Source organism: Mycobacterium sp. MMS18-G62 (assembly GCF_053877835.1).
Genome location: NZ_CM132662.1, coordinates 3,842,511 through 3,858,906, shown reverse-complemented (window position 1 = coordinate 3,858,906; position 16,396 = coordinate 3,842,511). Strand labels below are relative to the sequence as shown.

At 64.6% G+C, this 16,396-nt stretch carries 19 protein-coding genes; 9 read left to right on the top strand and 10 right to left on the bottom strand.

The features are described 5' to 3' along the window. Positions 1-20: 20 nt before the first annotated feature. A complete protein-coding gene (locus tag ACWW36_RS19210) occupies positions 21-491 on the top strand; it encodes an SRPBCC family protein (protein ID WP_456137562.1) in 471 nt (156 codons plus the stop codon). Between the two features lie 12 nt (positions 492-503). Here ACWW36_RS19210 and ACWW36_RS19205 read toward each other — a convergent pair whose 3' ends face one another. From ACWW36_RS19205 to ACWW36_RS19175, 7 genes are read right to left on the bottom strand one after another with little or no spacing between them, the layout of a single operon-like run. Continuing rightward, positions 504-1,436: an alpha/beta hydrolase gene (locus ACWW36_RS19205; protein ID WP_456137561.1), complete on the bottom strand. Its 933-nt coding sequence runs from the start codon at positions 1,434-1,436 to the stop codon at positions 504-506. Positions 1,437-1,442: 6 nt separating this feature from the next. Beyond that, entirely contained in the window at positions 1,443-2,969 is a 1,527-nt protein-coding gene (locus ACWW36_RS19200; protein ID WP_456137560.1) for a flavin-containing monooxygenase, read from the bottom strand. Beyond that, complete coding sequence (locus ACWW36_RS19195; protein ID WP_456137559.1) at positions 2,951-3,682, bottom strand: SDR family NAD(P)-dependent oxidoreductase; 732 nt, start codon at positions 3,680-3,682, stop codon at positions 2,951-2,953. The genes ACWW36_RS19200 and ACWW36_RS19195 overlap by 19 nt, the downstream gene beginning before the upstream one ends. Continuing rightward, a complete protein-coding gene (locus tag ACWW36_RS19190) occupies positions 3,679-4,440 on the bottom strand; it encodes an HpcH/HpaI aldolase family protein (RefSeq protein WP_456137558.1) in 762 nt (253 codons plus the stop codon). The genes ACWW36_RS19195 and ACWW36_RS19190 overlap by 4 nt, the downstream gene beginning before the upstream one ends. After that, positions 4,437-5,408: a zinc-binding dehydrogenase gene (locus ACWW36_RS19185; RefSeq protein WP_456137557.1), complete on the bottom strand. Its 972-nt coding sequence runs from the start codon at positions 5,406-5,408 to the stop codon at positions 4,437-4,439. Before ACWW36_RS19185 ends, ACWW36_RS19190 begins: the two co-directional genes overlap by 4 nt. 2 nt (positions 5,409-5,410) lie before the next feature. Further along, positions 5,411-6,640, bottom strand: a complete 1,230-nt coding sequence (locus ACWW36_RS19180) for a cytochrome P450 (protein ID WP_456137556.1) — start codon at positions 6,638-6,640, stop codon at positions 5,411-5,413. Beyond that, the gene (locus tag ACWW36_RS19175; RefSeq protein WP_456142554.1) at positions 6,637-7,341 is read right to left on the bottom strand and encodes an NIPSNAP family protein; all 705 of its coding nucleotides are present in this window, start codon (positions 7,339-7,341) and stop codon (positions 6,637-6,639) included. The genes ACWW36_RS19180 and ACWW36_RS19175 overlap by 4 nt, the downstream gene beginning before the upstream one ends. Before the next feature lie 58 nt (positions 7,342-7,399). Between ACWW36_RS19175 and ACWW36_RS19170 the strand changes: the two genes are divergently transcribed. Together ACWW36_RS19170 and ACWW36_RS19165 are read left to right on the top strand one after the other, a co-directional pair. Next, positions 7,400-8,233: an SMP-30/gluconolactonase/LRE family protein gene (locus ACWW36_RS19170; protein WP_456137555.1), complete on the top strand. Its 834-nt coding sequence runs from the start codon at positions 7,400-7,402 to the stop codon at positions 8,231-8,233. Then, positions 8,230-9,045, top strand: a complete 816-nt coding sequence (locus tag ACWW36_RS19165; RefSeq protein WP_456137554.1) for a thioesterase family protein — start codon at positions 8,230-8,232, stop codon at positions 9,043-9,045. Before ACWW36_RS19170 ends, ACWW36_RS19165 begins: the two co-directional genes overlap by 4 nt. Before the next feature lie 47 nt (positions 9,046-9,092). Here ACWW36_RS19165 and ACWW36_RS19160 read toward each other — a convergent pair whose 3' ends face one another. Continuing rightward, positions 9,093-9,290: a ferredoxin gene (locus tag ACWW36_RS19160; RefSeq protein ID WP_456137553.1), complete on the bottom strand. Its 198-nt coding sequence runs from the start codon at positions 9,288-9,290 to the stop codon at positions 9,093-9,095. Between the two features lie 8 nt (positions 9,291-9,298). Next, positions 9,299-10,552 carry a cytochrome P450 gene (locus tag ACWW36_RS19155; protein ID WP_456137552.1) on the bottom strand — a complete coding sequence of 418 codons (1,254 nt, stop codon included), beginning with the start codon at positions 10,550-10,552 and terminating at the stop codon, positions 9,299-9,301. A gap of 45 nt (positions 10,553-10,597) precedes the next feature. Here ACWW36_RS19155 and ACWW36_RS19150 point away from each other — a divergent pair, with 45 nt between their 5' ends. Continuing rightward, on the top strand, positions 10,598-11,140 hold the full coding sequence (locus ACWW36_RS19150) for a TetR/AcrR family transcriptional regulator (protein WP_456137551.1): 543 nt from the start codon (positions 10,598-10,600) through the stop codon (positions 11,138-11,140). Here ACWW36_RS19150 and ACWW36_RS19145 read toward each other — a convergent pair. Next, entirely contained in the window at positions 11,121-12,284 is a 1,164-nt protein-coding gene (locus tag ACWW36_RS19145) for a CoA transferase (RefSeq protein ID WP_456137550.1), read from the bottom strand. The genes ACWW36_RS19150 and ACWW36_RS19145 overlap by 20 nt on opposite strands. A 57-nt stretch (positions 12,285-12,341) precedes the next feature. Here ACWW36_RS19145 and ACWW36_RS19140 point away from each other — a divergent pair, with 57 nt between their 5' ends. From ACWW36_RS19140 to ACWW36_RS19120, 5 genes are all read left to right on the top strand, one after another. Then, a complete protein-coding gene (locus tag ACWW36_RS19140) occupies positions 12,342-13,445 on the top strand; it encodes a phosphotransferase family protein (protein ID WP_456137549.1) in 1,104 nt (367 codons plus the stop codon). Between the two features lie 47 nt (positions 13,446-13,492). Continuing rightward, positions 13,493-14,038, top strand: a complete 546-nt coding sequence (locus ACWW36_RS19135) for a TetR/AcrR family transcriptional regulator (protein WP_456137548.1) — start codon at positions 13,493-13,495, stop codon at positions 14,036-14,038. A gap of 32 nt (positions 14,039-14,070) precedes the next feature. Continuing rightward, the gene (locus tag ACWW36_RS19130; RefSeq protein WP_456137547.1) at positions 14,071-15,555 is read left to right on the top strand and encodes an aldehyde dehydrogenase family protein; all 1,485 of its coding nucleotides are present in this window, start codon (positions 14,071-14,073) and stop codon (positions 15,553-15,555) included. After that, positions 15,555-15,977 carry a nuclear transport factor 2 family protein gene (locus ACWW36_RS19125; RefSeq protein WP_456137546.1) on the top strand — a complete coding sequence of 141 codons (423 nt, stop codon included), beginning with the start codon at positions 15,555-15,557 and terminating at the stop codon, positions 15,975-15,977. Before ACWW36_RS19130 ends, ACWW36_RS19125 begins: the two co-directional genes overlap by 1 nt. A gap of 62 nt (positions 15,978-16,039) precedes the next feature. Then, complete coding sequence (locus ACWW36_RS19120; protein ID WP_456137545.1) at positions 16,040-16,345, top strand: hypothetical protein; 306 nt, start codon at positions 16,040-16,042, stop codon at positions 16,343-16,345. Positions 16,346-16,396: the final 51 nt, after the last annotated feature.

Here is a 16,396-nt window from a genome sequence, read left to right as displayed (position 1 = left end):
CAGCAGAGAAAGGCACCACCTTGGGCATCGTCACCACCAGTTCAGAGACTGCGTTCAGCCACTCACCCGAGGTGGTCTACGACTTCGTCACGAATCCAGCCAATTGGACGAAAACCTATCCACACAGCACCGAGGTCGGCGGCCTCCACGGCACGTTGCCGTTGAAGGTCGGCGACACCTGGACCGAATCGGGCCCGGACGCTAAGCGGATATTCACATGGCACCTGGCCATTGCGATGCGCCCCAAGCTTTGGGTCTTCAACTCGGTCGGACGCCTTGGCCACGATCGCGACGGCAATGGCGGCATGGAAGGCCGGATCACCGTGCAATACCACTTCACGCAGCCGGGCGAAGGCATCACGCTGTTCGCCCGGACAATGACAATTGAGGCCTACAAGCACGCCCCGATGCCCGACGGCTTCTTCCGCACAGTCAATCCGGCCAACATCGACGCTTACCACGCGGCGATCGCGCGGGAACTGGCGGCATGAGCCGCAGAGGCGTTACATTCGCGTGGGCTCCAGTTGACGCTGATGCAGTGCCCTGCGCAGCGCCGCGCCCTGGAGCTCGAACAGCTGTTGGCTTGTCTCCCACTCGGGGGCCAGCGAGTCGAAGCCGTGGCAGGTGCCGGGGAACACGTGCAGCTCGGTGGCCACCCCCGCCCACATGAGCCGCAGTGCGTAATCCACGGCTTCGTCGCGCAACGGATCCAGTTCCGAGCATGTGATCAAAGTGCTTGCAATACCCGATAACTCGGCTGCACGCGCCGGAACGGCCTCAGCGGGTACCGGCTCCCCGCCGAGGTAGTGCTGCCACATCTGCGTGACCGCCGGGCCGTCGAAGCCGGGCGTCGTGTCGAACTCCTCTTTGGACGGCGTCGGGCGATCGTCGAGCACCGGTTGATGCAGCAACTGGAACACGACGGGCGGCGCCGAACCCTCTGCGGCCCGTTGAGCGAGCAGAGCCGCCAGCGACGCGCCAGCGCTGCTTCCCGCGACCGCAAGGCGCTCCGAATCGATGCCCAACTCCGCGCGGTTGTCGACCGCCCACTGCAACACGGTCATCGCGTCGTCGAGGGCCGCCGGGAACGGATACTCGGGCGCCAACCTGTAGTCGACGGAGATGACCGTACAGCCGCCCCGCCTCGCGAACTCCACACACTGGCGGTGGTCGGTGTCCAGATTGCCCAGGACGAAAGCCCCTGAGTGGCAATAGATCACCGCCGGTGAGGGTGAAGGTCCGCCGCGGTAGATACGCACCGGAATCGGCCCCGCCTGGCGGTTCTCGATTTCGACGCCGACGGTGTTGACACCGCGGGCCGTCGCCGCGCGGCGCTGGTTCAACGAATCACGGACGACCCACAGCACGCTAGCCGACAAGTCAGTCCGGGCCGACGCGAAATCTCGCAGAGCCGGGTCCAGACGATCCACGAACATCAGCGCTTACCTACTCGCCGCCGACTGTGATCGGGCTTCGACGGCATCGGTCCCGGAGGGCGGATCGAAGGTGTAGTCCGCGGGCCTGAAGCGGCGGGTCATCGTCCAGAATGCCCGCGCGCTGCGGGGCCACTGGGTGACGACCCTGCCATTCGGGGCGCGAAAGTAGTTGCTGCACCGGGTGAGCCACACCGTGCCTTCCATCCACTCGTCGATCTTGGCGATGAAGTCCGCCATCGTCGACGGCCGGACAGCCACATAGTCCTTGCGCCTGCGCCGCATGTACCTCAACGCCCGCACGATGTACCGGGCCTGCGCTTCCAGCATGAAGATGACGCTGTTGGAACCGACGTTGGTGTTGGGGCCGTACAGCATGAAGAAGTTCGGAAAGCCCGGCACGGCCATCCCGAGGTACGCGTGCGCGCCATCGCGCCACGTCTCGCGCAGCGATGTGCCACCCTCGCCGACGACGTCGATCTGGCCCAGATAGTCCGCCGCCGCATATCCGGTAGCACACAGCACAACGTCGACATCGAGTTCGGCGCCGTCCTCGGTGACCAGTGACCGGGATCGAAGCGCGCGGGCCGGGCTTGACACCACCTCGACATGCGGTTGCGTCAGCGTCTGCAGATAGTCGGTGGCGAAAACCAGACGCTTGCAACCCAACGGGTGATCCGGTGTCAACTTGCGGCGTAACTCGTCGTCGTCCACCGTCGACTCGAGCATCCGCAGGGCGATGCCCTTGAACTCCTGCGTCTTGTCGCTACCGTTCTCGATCACCGAGATATTCGACTCGCTGCGCAGCCACAGCCTCGTTCGATAGATCTTCTTGGCGAGCGGAACGTTGGCGAAAAGCCACTTCTCCCTGTCGGTGTAGGGCCGGTCCGGCTTCGGGAGGATCCACGTCGGTGAGCGCTGCACGGAGTAGACCTTCTTGGCCTCCTTCGCGACCTCTGGAATCAGCTGTGACGCGGTCGATCCCGTGCCCAGCACCGCGACCCTGGCGTCGCGCAAGTCGACGGAGTGATCCCAGCGCGCCGTGTGCATCAGCGTCCCGGTGAACGTCTCTTCCTCGACGAGGTCGGGAAGCACCGGCTGGGTGAACAGGCCGACGGCCGAAACAACGACATCGAACGTGTACTGCTCCCCCGCCGCGGTTGTCAGCCGCCAGGTCTTGGAGTCGGAATCCCACTGCGCCGAGACGATTTCGGTGTGCAGTTTCAGGTGCGGACCGAGTTCGTAACGCTGAGCACATTGTTCGAAGTACTCGAGGATCTCCGGCTGAGCCGACCATAGCCGCGACCAGTTCGGGTTCAAGTCGAACGAGTACGAGTACAGGTGCGATTTCACGTCGCAGGCTAGACCGGGATAGGTATTGATGCGCCATGTGCCACCCACACCGTCTTCACGGTCGAATATCGTGAAGTCGTCAAAGCCCGCCTGCCGCAGGAAGATTCCCAGCGCAAGACCACCTGGGCCCGCACCGATGATACCTACCGTCGGCCTGCCGCCCTTCACCCGATTTGCAGGCATTGCCCTCCATCCACGACAAGCTCTGAACCGGTGATGAACGACGCCTGCTCGGACACCAGGAACGCCACCGCGTCGGCGATCTCCATAGGCTTGCCCAGCCGGCCAAGGACGGCGCGCTCGCCAAGCCGCACCTGCGTCGCCTCGTCGAGCATGGGCGTCTCGACCGGTCCGGGGAACACCGCGTTCACCCTGATCCCCGACGGGGCTAGTTCGGCGGCGACGACCTGAGTGAGTCCCCGCAGCGCCCATTTGGACGAGCCGTATGCGGCGTGGTTCGGGAAGGGCCGAATAGCTCCGGTGCTACATGTGTTGACGATGGCTGCGCCGTCGGCGTCACGCAGATGTGGCAGGGCGGCGCGGATCCCCAGGAAAGGGCCCAGACAGTTGACGCGCCAGCTGTTTTCGAAGCCCGCCGCGGTCTCGTCGGCGAGTGAGGCCCGATGCAGGACGCCGGCGTTGTTGACCAAGGTGGTCAGTGAGCCGAACCGGTCGATCACTGCCGCGATCGCGGCCTGCCATTGATCCTCGGATGTCACATCAAGTGGAATCGCGATCGCCGCATCGCCGCCAACAGATTCGACGGACGCGGTCAACTCGTCGGCCAGCAGATCGCACGCGGCGACGCGGAACCCGTCTTTGTGCAGTCGCTTCACTATCGCCGCGCCCTGTCCGCGCGCGGCACCGGTCACCAGCGCCACCCGATTCGCTGTCATGGTGCCGACCGCCCCGTCGCTTCATTGAGATGATCAGTTGCTCCTCGCCGCAGCGCCTGCGATTCCGAGGCCAGGGTGATCATCTGAAAACCCGCTTCCGCCATGGCTTTGCCGCGGGTTCCGCTACTGGCGTGTATCCCAGCCACCAGGCCGGCGGCCGATGCGGACTTGTGGACGCGCGCCATCGCGTCGCGGACAGCAGGGTGGGTCCAGGCTTCGGCAACGGTGTGTCCCATCGAGATCGCCAGATCCGCAGGCCCGACGTACACACCCGTCAGGCCGGGGACGGCACAGATCTCGTCGACCGCCGAGATGCCTTGAGCCGTTTCGACCATCGCGAACACACTGGCGCGTGCCTCCAGCGCCGCGGGGTCGTGGCCCAGGCTGGCGCGCAGCGGCCCGAAGCTGCGTACCCCTGCCGGGGCATACCGGGTGGCGGCGACCGCGGCCGCGGCCTGATCGGACGATTCGACCATCGCGATGATCACCGCGTCGGCGCCCGCATCGAGCACCCGGCCGATCGGGGCGGGGTCAGCGGTGGGCAGCCGCACCGCGGTGGCGATGGGAACGTGTTCGAGCCGGCGCAGCAACAGCGCGACGTAGGCGTCGTCGAGATAACCGTGCTGCACGTCGAATCCGACGTAGTCATAACCCGCTTGGGCGAACTCCTCCGGACCGATGATGGTCGGGCCCACGATCCATCCGCCCCACACACGTTCCTTCGCAGCGAGGGCTTCCTGCAGTCTGCTCGGAGTCATCGTTCGACGATCGCAATCTTGATGCGTTCCGGCGTGGGCCTGCAGGCCAGTTCGAATGCCGCCTGTACCTCGTCGACGCTGAAGGTGTGGGTGAGGTAGTTCGTCAGCAATTCCGGATGTTGACGCGCGAACCGACCAGCGGCTTCCAGCACCCGTCGCCGGTCCAGTGTCACCCCCGATTTCAGGGTCAGGTTGTTGCGCAGCATGGTTCGCATGCTGATCGGATAGCTGTCGTCGTCGGCGACGCCGAAGTAGAAGACGGTGCCGCCGAACGCGGCCGCCTCGATGGCGTGGCTGAGTGTGGCCACCTGATGGCCGACGGCTTCAATCACGATGTCGGACCGGTCATCCGGTTTCAGGTGACTCACCCATCGGTCGCTCGTCGCGCGGACGACAGTGTCGACACCGAACAGCTTGCCGACCTCCTCACGGTCGATTGGGTCGACGCCAGTGACGTGTTCGGCACCCACCGCCTTGGCCACATACGAGAACAGCAAGCCGATCGAGCCCTGCCCGATGATGGCGACGCGGCGCCCTCGGAGGTCCGGCAACTGCTCGACGGCGTACAGCACGCATGCCAGCGGCTGCAGTCCGACCGCGACTTGTGGGCTGAGTGTGGGGTCGTACGGTGCTAATCCGTTGCCGTCGGCGACCACACGTTCCATCAGCCCGTCGAAGCCCGACGCCCAACCGACCACACGATCGCCCTTTCGATGGGCCGGATGCCGGCTGGCCAGCACTTCGCCGACGACCTCGTGGATGGGAAAACCGTGCATCTCTGCGGCGCAGATACCCGTGTCGCCCGGCAGCCGCCCCTGCGCACCGCGGAAGCCGGGAAGGTCGCTTCCGCAGATGCCCGCCCCGAGGAAGCGCAACAGAACCTGCCCGTCGCCAAGTGATTCCGGCGATGGCGCAGTGATGTCAGTTCGTTCAAAGGTGTACGGCGCGACGAGGCGATACGACCACATGGTCAGACCTCCACCGGAATGTTGTTCCAGCCCCACTGGAAACTCGATGGCGGCCGCGATGCGGCCTCGCTGACGATGTGCCAGTCGGGCACGCGTTTGAGCCATTCCGTAACCATGATGGTGATCTCGAGACGAGCGAGGTGCACACCGAGGCAGAAGTGTTGTCCCCTACCGAATGCCAGCAGTCGTTCGATCGGGCGGTTCCAGATGAATTCCTCTGGATCGGGGTACTCGCGTTCGTCGCGGTTGGCCGACCCGAGCAGCGTGATGATCCGCTGACCCGGCTTGATGGTGGTGTCGTAGATGGTGAACGGCTTGCGAACGGTGCGGGCGAACCATTGCGCGGGTGCGCAGTAGCGGATCATCTCCTCGCGGGCGACGGGCACATTGGTGTCGAGATCTGCACGCACCGCGGCCATTTGGTCGGGTCGTCGGCTCAATTCCCACAGGCCATGCGCGACGATCTTCGGCACGGTTTCGGTTCCGCCGATGAAGACCCCGAGCATCTGGACGGCGGCTTCCATATCACTGAAGGCGGAACCGTCTGGCAGCCGATATGCGATGAGGTTGTCGACGATCGGCAGCTCACCGTCGGCGCCGTCGGTGCGGCGTCGTTGCACGATCGGGGCCAGGTATTCCAGATAGCCGGGGCGGGCGTTGGCCACCTCGACCCCACTGCCCGGTTGCGCGAGGCTGCCGGCGTTGACGGTGGCCAGCACGTCCGGCGCCAAATCGACGGGCAGCCCGACGAGTTCGCACACCACCGAGGCGGCCACGATGCCACCGTATTCCTGGGTCAGGTCGAACGTTTCTCGCGGCAACAACTCGTCGAGTCGCTTGTTTGCAAGAGCGCGGATTCGCTGCGCCAACTGCGCGACGGACTTCGGCCGGAATTGGCTGGATGTGCATCGGCGCACGCTGTCGTAAATCGGGGCATCGAAGTTGGCGTGAAACGGCATTGGATGCAGAGGCGGATCCGGTACCGGTCCGTCGTTGTGTGACGCCAAAACCGTTGCGGCGGGCAGTGTCCCCTCTGATGCGACGAACGTCCCGTCATTGATCTCCAGCACCTGCCAGATGTCAGAGAACCGCGACAGCGCGTAGGTGTCCCACGCGTCGATGTAGTACAGCGGGTGCTCGTCGCGCAGCACCCGGTAATACGGCAGCGGGTTTGCCATCACCGTCGGGTCGAACGGGTCGTACGAAAAATCCCGCATCACAGGGGTGTTCATTGCAGCGGTGAAGGCGGTAGGGCCTGCAGGATGGAGTCCTCCCAACCATCGCGCAAGGCGGGCGCGACGCTCATCCAGGTGGCGATCTCCGCGGGCGGGCTGTCTTTCCACGACGGGTAGTGATTGGCGAAGCAATCCCAATCGCCGTCCAAAGCCCAGTAGTGGATGACCTCGTTGAAGCGGAACGTCGTGATGAACGAGCCGAGCCACCGCTTGCCGGTCCGTTCGGACCACGGCACATAAAGACGTTCGAGCTCGCGGATGTAGTCGTCCTGGCGTCCCGGCTTGGTCTGCATGATCTCCTGAATGACCAGTCCCGCTCCGAAGTTCGCCTCCTTCAGCTGCGCAAGAGTCCTGTTGCTCGCGCCGGCGTACATGATCCGGCCCTCACCGGATGCTCCGATCTCGGACAGGAACGTCGACCACTTCGCCGCCGATTCCTCATGGCTGCCGCCCCGCGACTGCGCCTTGCCGATGCGGGCGTAGTCGGCGAACGCATCGATCTCCCAGACGATCGTCACCGCAGGCCAATGTCCGTTGTACGGCGTGCTCTCCCAGATCGCGAACAGTCGAGCGCCGAGGTCTTCCATCATCGGGTGGTAGACGTCACTGAACACTTCCGTAAAGCGATCACTACGGCCCGACCCCAGGTCAATCGTCTCGTGCAGATACAACAGCGTGTGGCCGTGGTAGCGCTTCATGTTCATGACGAGCCGCAGGTAGTTGACAGTGGCACCTAGCGAGCGTGACACTTATGGCGTGTTTTGTAAAGGTGCGACGCTGACGCCACTGGCCAAAGGTTTCTGCTTCGGGGAAGGTCCACGCTGGTTCGAGGGACTGCTGTGGTTTTCCGACATGCTCGGCGAGGCGGTGCACACGGTAAACCTGCACGGTGACATGACCACGCTGCCATTGCCCGGCCATGCTCCGTCGGGTCTGGGCTTTCGCCCCGACGGTTCGCTGCTGATCGCCTCGACAGAGGACCGGAAGGTGCTGCGCTACGACGGCGACGTCGTCACGACCGTCGCGGATCTCTCCGACATCGCAGCGGCCAACCTCGGCGACATGGTGGTCGACGGCGCCGGCCGTGCCTACGTCGGATCACAAGCCTTCGAGGGAGGCGTCATCGTGCGGGTGGATCCCGACGACACGGCGACCGTCGTTGCGCGCGATTTGGATTTCCCCAACGGCATGGTTATCACGCCCGACGGCACGACGCTGATCGTGGCCGAGTCGACCGGCCGGCGCCTGACGACGTACACCGTTGGTCCGGACGGGTCGTTATCGGATCGCCGGCTCTTCGCCGACGGTCTGGACGGCCCACCGGACGGAATCACGCTCGACGCCGAGGGCGGGGTGTGGGCATCGATGACGCTCGCGAATCAGTTCGAGCGCATCATCTCCGGCGGCGTGGTCACCGACCGCATCGACATGGGTGACCGCACCGCAATCGCCTGCACGTTAGGCGGTCCCGAGCGGCGCACGCTGTTCCTGCTGTCCAGCACCGACGCGTATCCGCAACGGCTGGTCGGCACGAAGTTGTCGCGTCTCGACGCGGTGACCGTCGACGTGCCGGGGGCGGGCCTGCCATGAGCGACAGCTACTACGAACTCGTCGACGCGTCCGACACGGTAGGCGAGAAGTTCAGGGCCACGGACCTGGTACGCAGCACATGGTCCGCGGCGATTCAGCACGCCGCGCCGGTATCTGCCTTGCTGGTCCGCGGATTGGAACGCTGCGAACAGCGCGACGACACCCGACTCAGCCGCGTGATGGTCGACTTGTTGGGTCCCGTCCCCGCCGAGGGAGACCTCTGGGTGCGGACGAAACGCGAACGCCCCGGCAAACAGATCGAGTTGGTCAGCGCCGAGATGCTCGCGCCGGGCCCGGACGGCTCGCCCCGGCCGGTGGCCAGGGCGAGCGGATGGCGGTTGCAGACGCTCGATACCACCGAGTTGGTTCACGCCACTGCGCCGCCTCTGCGGCCCCTGGTTGAGGCGAAAAGCCGTGACATGAAAAAGGATTGGGACCGCAATTACGTGCACAGCCTGGATTGGCGATGGCTGACCAAGCCGTTGAGTGAAGGCCCTGGCGAATCGTGGATCAGGCCGGAAGTCGATCTGGTGAGCGGCGAGAAGATGACGCCTCTTGAGCGGCTGTTCGCGGTGGCCGACGACGCCAACGGCATCGGCACGAAATTGGACATCCGCAGGTTCACGTTCCTCAACACCGATCTCGTCGTACACATCCATCGGGTGCCCGATGGCGAGTGGATCGGCATCCGCGCCGAAACCAATTACGGCCCAGACGGTATCGGGACGACCATCGGCACGCTGTTCGACGAGAACGGCGCCGTCGGCGGCATCCAGCAGTCAGTGCTGGTGCGCCGACGCACGCCAAGCTAGCGCGAGCAGACGCAAAGGTCTCCAATTTCTCGGCGTGTCGGCGACTTTTACGTCTGCTCGCGCAGATACAAGGCCGCTGCGGGACACTGCGTCACAGCCTGTTGCATCCGCTCGCGGTCGGACTCCGGCCGTTCGTTGTCATGGATCATCACGGTGCCGTCGTCCTGCACTTCGAAGACGTCCTCGGCGATCGATTCGCAGATCCCGTGCCCTGTGCACTTGTCGAGGTCGACTTCGACCCGCATGGTCACTCCTATTGGACGTACGCCGGAAGGTGTTTGATTCCGTGGACGAAGTTGCTCAGCAACAAGTCCGGCTCGCCGAACTCGACGCGCTTCATCCGAGTCAGTAATTCCCTGAACAGGTTTCGCAGCTCAGCTTTCGCGAGCTGATTTCCTAGGCAGAAATGTGGACCGCCGCCGCCGAAGCCCATGTGCGGGTTCGGCGAGCGTTGCAGGTTGAACGCATGGGGCTCGTCGAAGACGCTCTCGTCTCGGTTCGCCGAGCAGTAGAACAGCCCTAGCTTGTCACCGGCCTTGATCTGCTGGCCCGCGATCTCGGTGTCCTCGGTGGCGAAGCGCGCGAACTGCAACACCGGTGTCGACCACCGGATGAACTCCTCGATCGCCAAACCGATCCGGTTTTCGAAGTCCTCCATCAGCCAGTCGCGTTGCGCCGGATAGTTCACGAGCGCCAACATCGCATGCGACGTCGTCTGTTTCGTGGTGTCGTTCCCGGCAGAAGCGAGCAGGATCAGAAAGGCACCGATCTCCTCATCGGTCAGCCGGTGACCGTCGACTTCCGCGTCGACAATGCTGGTCATCAGGTCGTCAGCGGGATGACTGCGCCGGAACTTCGCGAGCTCGATGCCGGTGTTGACCAACAACATCATCTCGTTGATCGTGTTCTGCGCCCGCTCTTCCAGTGAGCTGTACTCGTCATCGCTCATCGAGAACAGCTTCTCGGCGGCCTTTGCGACCGCTTCGCGTTCCGACGGTGCCACACCGAGCATTTCGGAGATCGTCATCATCGGCAGCCGTCCCGAACACGCCGTGACGAAGTCGATGTCACCCGCACCGACGAGGTCGTCGACGACCGCGACGGCGTTCTTCTGGATCTGCTCTTCGATGCGACGGACGTTGCGTGGCGTGAACGCCGAACTGATCAGCCGGCGATACACGGTGTGCTCGGGTGGATCCATCGCAAGGAAGAACGTCGCGATCTTCTGGACCTCGCCAGGCATCGGATCCAGCGCGACGCCCTGAGTCGACGTGAACAACTCGGGATGCTGGCTCACGTGGGCGATGTCGGCCCGCCGCGTCACCGCCCAAAACCCGGGCTCCACGAGGTCGAACATCGAGGGCAACGGGTGATGCCAGCTGAGGCCTTCGCCGGATCGCAGTTTCGAGAAGGTTTCGTCGCGGACCTCGAAGGACTGGCTCCAGAAGGTGCGCGTCGAAAGGTCGTAAGGGCTGTACTCACGGACCTGCGGGCTAGCGACAGTCACCGAATCAGCGTGACAGTTGGAAGAAAATTTGTAAAGCTAGTCATCGTGCAGGAACCGTTGCCCGCAGACACGGACGACAACTCGTCCCGTCAGCGGATCCTGGCCGCGACTGCCGAGGTTCTCGGTCGCAACGGCATGTCCAAGCTCAGCCTGTCCGAGGTGGCCACGCAGGCGGGGGTGTCGCGGCCGACGCTCTACCGCTATTTCGCCGACAAGAGGGAGCTGCTCGACGGCTTCGTCATCTGGGAGCGGCAGTACTACGAGCGCGCCGTGACAGAAGCGACAGCTGGACTGCCGGCGTGCGAGAGGCTCGATGCGGCGCTGCGTGTGATCGTCGAGTACCAGCACTCCTATCCAGGTTTACGCATGCTAGACATCGAGCCTGCGCAGGTCATCAAGCGCCTGTCGCGGGTCATCCCACTCATGCGAGAACGCCTCGAACGCCTCGCGGCGGGCCCGGATCCAGCGCTGGCGGTGGCGACGGCTGTCCGCGTGGCGGTCTCGCACTACCTGGTGCGCAGCGACGATGACGACGACTTCCTCGCGCAGCTTCGGTACGCGGCACGCGTCAAACATTTCGCGCCCTGAGTTCGGCGACGATCTCTTCAGTGTGCTCGCCGAGCCGCGGCGCGGCAGAACGTGGTTCCCACGGTGTGCCGTGAAAGTCTGCCGGTGTCGCCACCATCGGCACACCGCCGTCGCCATCGGGGACATAGACCACTCCCCCCGCGGCGTGGAACTGTTCGTCTGCGACGACGTCCTCGATCGAATTGATCGGCGACCAGAAGAAATCCGGTTCTTGCGCAAAGATTTTCGCCCATTCGTCGAGCGGCTTGGTCGCGAAGATCTCGTCGAGGTCGGCAATCAGTTCCGTTGCGTTGGCTGCGCGGGACCGCCCGGTGGCGAACCGCTGATCGGTGAGCCATTCGGATCGCCCGACCGCACGGCACAGCGCGGGCCAGTGCCGATCACCCTGCAGGCCGACGACCCAGAACCGCCGCCCGTCGCCCGCTACATAGTTGTTCATGCACGGGTTTCCCATCGTTTCGCGCTGCCCGATCGCGATCTCGTGGCCGGTCATCAGGAACGTGTTGAGGTCGAAGCTGATCGTGTAGGCACCCTGCCGATACAGCGACGTCGTCACCAACTGCCCCGCGCCGGTTCGGTCACGCGCAACCAGTGCCGCGCACACCGCCGCCGCGAGCGTCATGCCCGCCGTGTGGTCACCCATGCCGCCGCGCTGGAAGGGTGGTGAGTCACCTGGGCGGGTCAGCAAGTGCGCCAGGCCGGATCGAGCCCAGAACGCGGCGACGTCGTAGGCCGCGCGGTCCGCGTCGGGTCCGCCTTCGCCGTATCCGGTGATCAACCCGTACACCAGACGAGGATTGCCTGCGGCCACCGCATCGAAATCCAGCCCGATACGGCGCAACGCGGCCGGCCGGACGTTCGTGAGGAAAACATCAGCGCCGCTGAGCAATTCGATCGTCTTCGTGCGTCCGTCGTCGGTCGTCACGTCGAGAACGACGCTGCGCTTTCCGCGGTTGTCCATTTCGAACGGCGGGCTGACGTCGTCGATGCCGAGCATCCGGCCGAACATGCGCGCCGGATCACCCGTCGGCGGCTCGATCTTGATGACGTCGGCGCCCCAGTCAGCGAGAATCCCGCCCGCCGCGGGACCGGCTACCCAGACGCCCAGTTCGACGACCTTGACGCCCTCCAACGGTCCAGCCATTGTCATCCCTTCCCGCAGCGGCTTTACAATTCACCGTCGCCTTGTAAACATGGCGAGATGAATCGAGTTGCCCCGATCGTCGGCTTGGCATCGCATCTTGGCCGCGGAGTACAACGTATCGCCACCGATGCGCTGGTCGGTCGCCTTCGATCGCTGCCGCGCACCGTCGAGGATCTTGACGCGACGGCGCTCTCGCAGATCATGGGACGCACCGTCACGTCGGTGTCAGTCATCGGCGGCGATGCGGGAACATCGTCGCGAGCGCGGCTGGCCCTGACCGGCGACGGGGTTCCGGAGTCGGTGTTCGTGAAGATGCCAGGCGAAACCGCGGCCACCCGCGCGATGGGAGAACTTGGCCAGCTCGCCGAAACGGAAACCCGCTTTTACCGCGAGTTGGCGGCGCAACTGACCGGAGTGCCCACGTCGTACGGGTCGGCGTTCGATCCGTTGACGGGCCGCTTCGTTCTGGCGCTCGAGGATCTCGCAGCCGACGCGTGCGAGTTTCCCGACACCCTGCATCCGCTCGACGCCGACAAGGCGAGCCTCATCGTCGGGCTGCTCGCGCGGCTGCACGCGACGTTCTGGGACCGCGTGCCCGGCTGGCTGTACACCGCGTCGGCCGACAGCACTTCGTTGCTCACCGGATCGCTGTTGAAGATGTCGGCACGCCGAATCGCCGAGCGCACCGACATCGCGGTCGAGAAAGGCCGTTTCATCGACGAGAACTACCGCGCCGTCGCGCAACTCATCGACACCGGGCCGCACACGGTCATGCACGGTGACGCGCATCCCGGAAACCTGTACTTCCGCAACGGCGAAGCCGGGCTTCTTGACTGGCAGGCCGTGCGCCGCGGCCATCCCAGCAGGGAGCTGGCCTACACCCTGGTCACCAGCATGACCACGTCGGACCGCCGTGCCAGCGAACGCGATCTGCTCGTCCACTACTGCCACGCACTGGCCGCCGCCGGCGGCCCGGCGCTGGATTCCGGCGACTTGTGGGACCGCTACCGGCAGGGCGCCCTGTATGCCTACGTGGCCGCGCTCATCACCGCAGGGTTGGGCGGGATGCAGGCCGAGGGCATCGCCTTGGAAGGACTCAGGCGGGCCGTCGCGGCGCTGGATGACCTCGACACGGTCGCGCTTCTCGAGAAGTCATTGTGACCGACGTTCTACGATCATCACCAACGACAGCGATTGAGGTCCACTAGGTGAACGAAGCACTACGCGATTCCGAGGTCGTCGAAGACACGTCGACGAGGCACCGGATCCTCGCCGCAACCGCAGAGGTGCTCGGCAATAGTGGTCAAACGAAGCTCAGCCTTTCCGAGGTAGCGCTGCAGGCGGGCGTGTCCCGTCCCACGCTGTACCGCTGGTTCGCCTCCAAAGGTGAATTGCTCGACGCCTTCGGCGTCTACGAGCGCGAGATGTTCGACACCGGCATCAGCCGGGCCACGGCAGGCTTGCGCGGGACCGAAAAGTTGGATGCCGCGCTGCAATTCATCGTCTCGTACCAGCACTCGTACTCGGGTGTGCGGCTGGTCGACATCGAGCCCGAGGTCGTCATCGCCCAACTGAGCAAGATCATTCCCACCATGCGTACGCGGCTTCAGAAACTCATGCCGGGCGCAGGCGGAGCCGTCAAGGCGGCGACCGCGATTCGCGTTGCGGTGTCGCACTACATCGTCCGCAGTGACGACGATGACCAGTTCCTCGCTCAGCTTCGGCATGCCGCGGGGATCAAGCCGAACGGCTGACATTTCGGCCACAATTTGTAAAGCTGTCTCCCATGACGGGAGTGCAGACTGAAACGGGCGTGCTGGCAGGTGACGAGCGGATGCTCATCGACGGCGAATTGCAGAACACCCGCAGCGGCGCGACATTCGACGTCGTGCATCCGGCCAGCGAGCAGGTGGCCGGGCAGGCCACCGATGGCACGGTCGAGGACATGTCGCGCGCGGTCGGCGCGGCGCGTCGGGCGTTCGACGCCGGTGAGTGGTCGCGTGATGTGGAGTTCCGCTATCACTGTTTGACGCAGCTGCACCAGGCGCTGGAGAACAGCAAGGAGCGGTTGCGCCGCGTCTTGATCACCGAGGTCGGCTGCCCTGTCAGCGTGTGCGGCAGCCAGATCGAGAGCCCGATTGCCGAAGTCAAGCACTGGGCAGACCACGGCCGGGCGTTCGACTACCTGGTCGACACCGGACTGCATGAGACGCCGCTGGGCCCGGCGCGGCGCAAGATCCACTACGAGCCCGTCGGTGTGGTCGGCGCGATCACGCCGTGGAACGTGCCGTTCTACCTGAACATCGCCGAGACGGTGCCCGCGTTGATGGCCGGCAACACCGTGGTACTCAAACCCGCACAGCTCACTCCGTGGTCGGGCAGCGAGCTGGGCCGCATCGTCGCCGAGGAGACCGATATCCCCGCAGGCGTGTTCAACGTGGTGGTCTCCAACGCCAACGAGGTCGGCGCGGCGCTGTCGGCGGACCCGCGGGTGGACATGATCACGTTCACCGGCTCGACAGCGACGGGCCGCGCGATACTCGCTGCCGGCGCGCCGACGGTGAAGAAGACGCTGCTGGAGTTGGGCGGCAAGTCGGCCCACATCGTGCTCGACGACGCCGATTTCAACTCGGCATTGGCGATGGCGGCGATGATGGCATGCGTCATGTCCGGGCAGAGCTGCATCCTGCCGAGCCGTATCCTGTTGCCGCGCAGCCGATATGACGAAGGGCTGGCCATCCTCAAGGGTGCGATGGAGTCGTTCCCCGTCGGCGACCCGTGGACGCCTGGCAATATGCAAGGCCCGCAGATCAGCGAGACACAGCGACAGAAGGTGCTTGGCCTGATCCGCAGCGGCATCGACTCTGGCGCGCGTCTGGTCACCGGTGGCGGCATCCCCGAAAACCTGCCGGTCGGTTACTACGTGCAGCCGACGCTGTTGGCCGACGTCGATCCCGACTCGCAGGTGGCGCAGGAGGAGATCTTCGGTCCCGTTCTGACCGTCACGCCGTATGACACCGACGACGAGGCCGTCGCAATCGCCAACAACACGATCTACGGATTGTCCGGCGAGGTGAGCGGCGGTGACGTGGAACGCGCGTTCGAGGTCGCGAAGCGGATGCGCACAGGCAACGTCACGATCAACGGCAAGAGCCACTTCGGGATCACGAGCCCATTCGGCGGCACCAAGCAGAGCGGCCTGGGCTACCGCAACGGCGAAGAGGGATACAAGGAGTACCTCGAGGCCAAGACGATCGGCATGCCGGATTGATGGACGAGCTCCAAATCGCCGCCCTGCTGTACAGATACGCCAGGGCCGTCGACACCAAGGACTGGGAGCTGTATCGGTCGGTGTTCACCGACGACGCCTACATCGACTACTCGTCGGCGGGGGCGATCGCAGGGTCGCTCAACGAGGTGGCCGACTGGCTGAGTCAGGGCTTCGGCGCGATTCCGTGGACGATGCACTACATCACCAACATCGAAAGCGAGATCGACGGCGACACTGCCCGGGTGAGGGCGATGTTTTACAACCCGATGCAACTGCCGGGGATGCCGGAGATGAGCTCATGCGGCGGCTACTACCACCACGAGTTGGTGCGCACTGCCGATGGTTGGCGCAGCAGGCATCTGCGCGAGGAAAACGTGTGGTTCGTCAACTCGCCTGTCGGCGCTCCGGAACCACATATGTGATTTTGCCCGCGTAGCGAGCGACAACGTCGGGGATGTCGGATGTGCATGCCACGGTTCGACGTATGAAACTGCAGGGCTTAGAGCTTCGCTACGCGCTCACCATGTATCTGCTGCAGCACGGCCCTACCACTGTCAGCGAGCTTGTCGAGGCAATGCAGTGGCAGGGCTTTCATATCGAAGGCCGGGCATCGAAACAGGTTTCCGATGCCCTGCGCTGGGAGAGGCGTCGCGGCAGGGTTCGCCGGCTAGCGCGCGGACTCTATGGTCCGGGATATGTACCGCGCGCCACGGAGTACCGGATTTACACCCGCGTGATGGCCATGCGGGCCGCGGCGAAACCGTTGTACCTAGGGGGTTCTCGGCTGTAAGTCCGCTTGTCGCTCGCTACGCGGGCAATTCTGGTATGCAACTTGCGCAGG

Coding starts and splice junctions, on each gene's coding strand:
- ACWW36_RS19175 (WP_456142554.1), bottom strand. CDS start 7,341: ATGAAGCGCTACCACGGCCACACGCTGTTGTATCTGCACGAGACGATT.
- ACWW36_RS19195 (WP_456137559.1), bottom strand. CDS start 3,682: ATGACAGCGAATCGGGTGGCGCTGGTGACCGGTGCCGCGCGCGGACAG.
- ACWW36_RS19120 (WP_456137545.1), top strand. CDS start 16,040: ATGAAACTGCAGGGCTTAGAGCTTCGCTACGCGCTCACCATGTATCTG.
- ACWW36_RS19185 (WP_456137557.1), bottom strand. CDS start 5,408: ATGTGGTCGTATCGCCTCGTCGCGCCGTACACCTTTGAACGAACTGAC.
- ACWW36_RS19200 (WP_456137560.1), bottom strand. CDS start 2,969: ATGCCTGCAAATCGGGTGAAGGGCGGCAGGCCGACGGTAGGTATCATC.
- ACWW36_RS19180 (WP_456137556.1), bottom strand. CDS start 6,640: ATGAACACCCCTGTGATGCGGGATTTTTCGTACGACCCGTTCGACCCG.
- ACWW36_RS19140 (WP_456137549.1), top strand. CDS start 12,342: ATGAATCGAGTTGCCCCGATCGTCGGCTTGGCATCGCATCTTGGCCGC.
- ACWW36_RS19205 (WP_456137561.1), bottom strand. CDS start 1,436: ATGTTCGTGGATCGTCTGGACCCGGCTCTGCGAGATTTCGCGTCGGCC.
- ACWW36_RS19160 (WP_456137553.1), bottom strand. CDS start 9,290: ATGCGGGTCGAAGTCGACCTCGACAAGTGCACAGGGCACGGGATCTGC.
- ACWW36_RS19145 (WP_456137550.1), bottom strand. CDS start 12,284: ATGGCTGGACCGTTGGAGGGCGTCAAGGTCGTCGAACTGGGCGTCTGG.
- ACWW36_RS19130 (WP_456137547.1), top strand. CDS start 14,071: ATGACGGGAGTGCAGACTGAAACGGGCGTGCTGGCAGGTGACGAGCGG.
- ACWW36_RS19165 (WP_456137554.1), top strand. CDS start 8,230: ATGAGCGACAGCTACTACGAACTCGTCGACGCGTCCGACACGGTAGGC.
- ACWW36_RS19190 (WP_456137558.1), bottom strand. CDS start 4,440: ATGACTCCGAGCAGACTGCAGGAAGCCCTCGCTGCGAAGGAACGTGTG.
- ACWW36_RS19125 (WP_456137546.1), top strand. CDS start 15,555: ATGGACGAGCTCCAAATCGCCGCCCTGCTGTACAGATACGCCAGGGCC.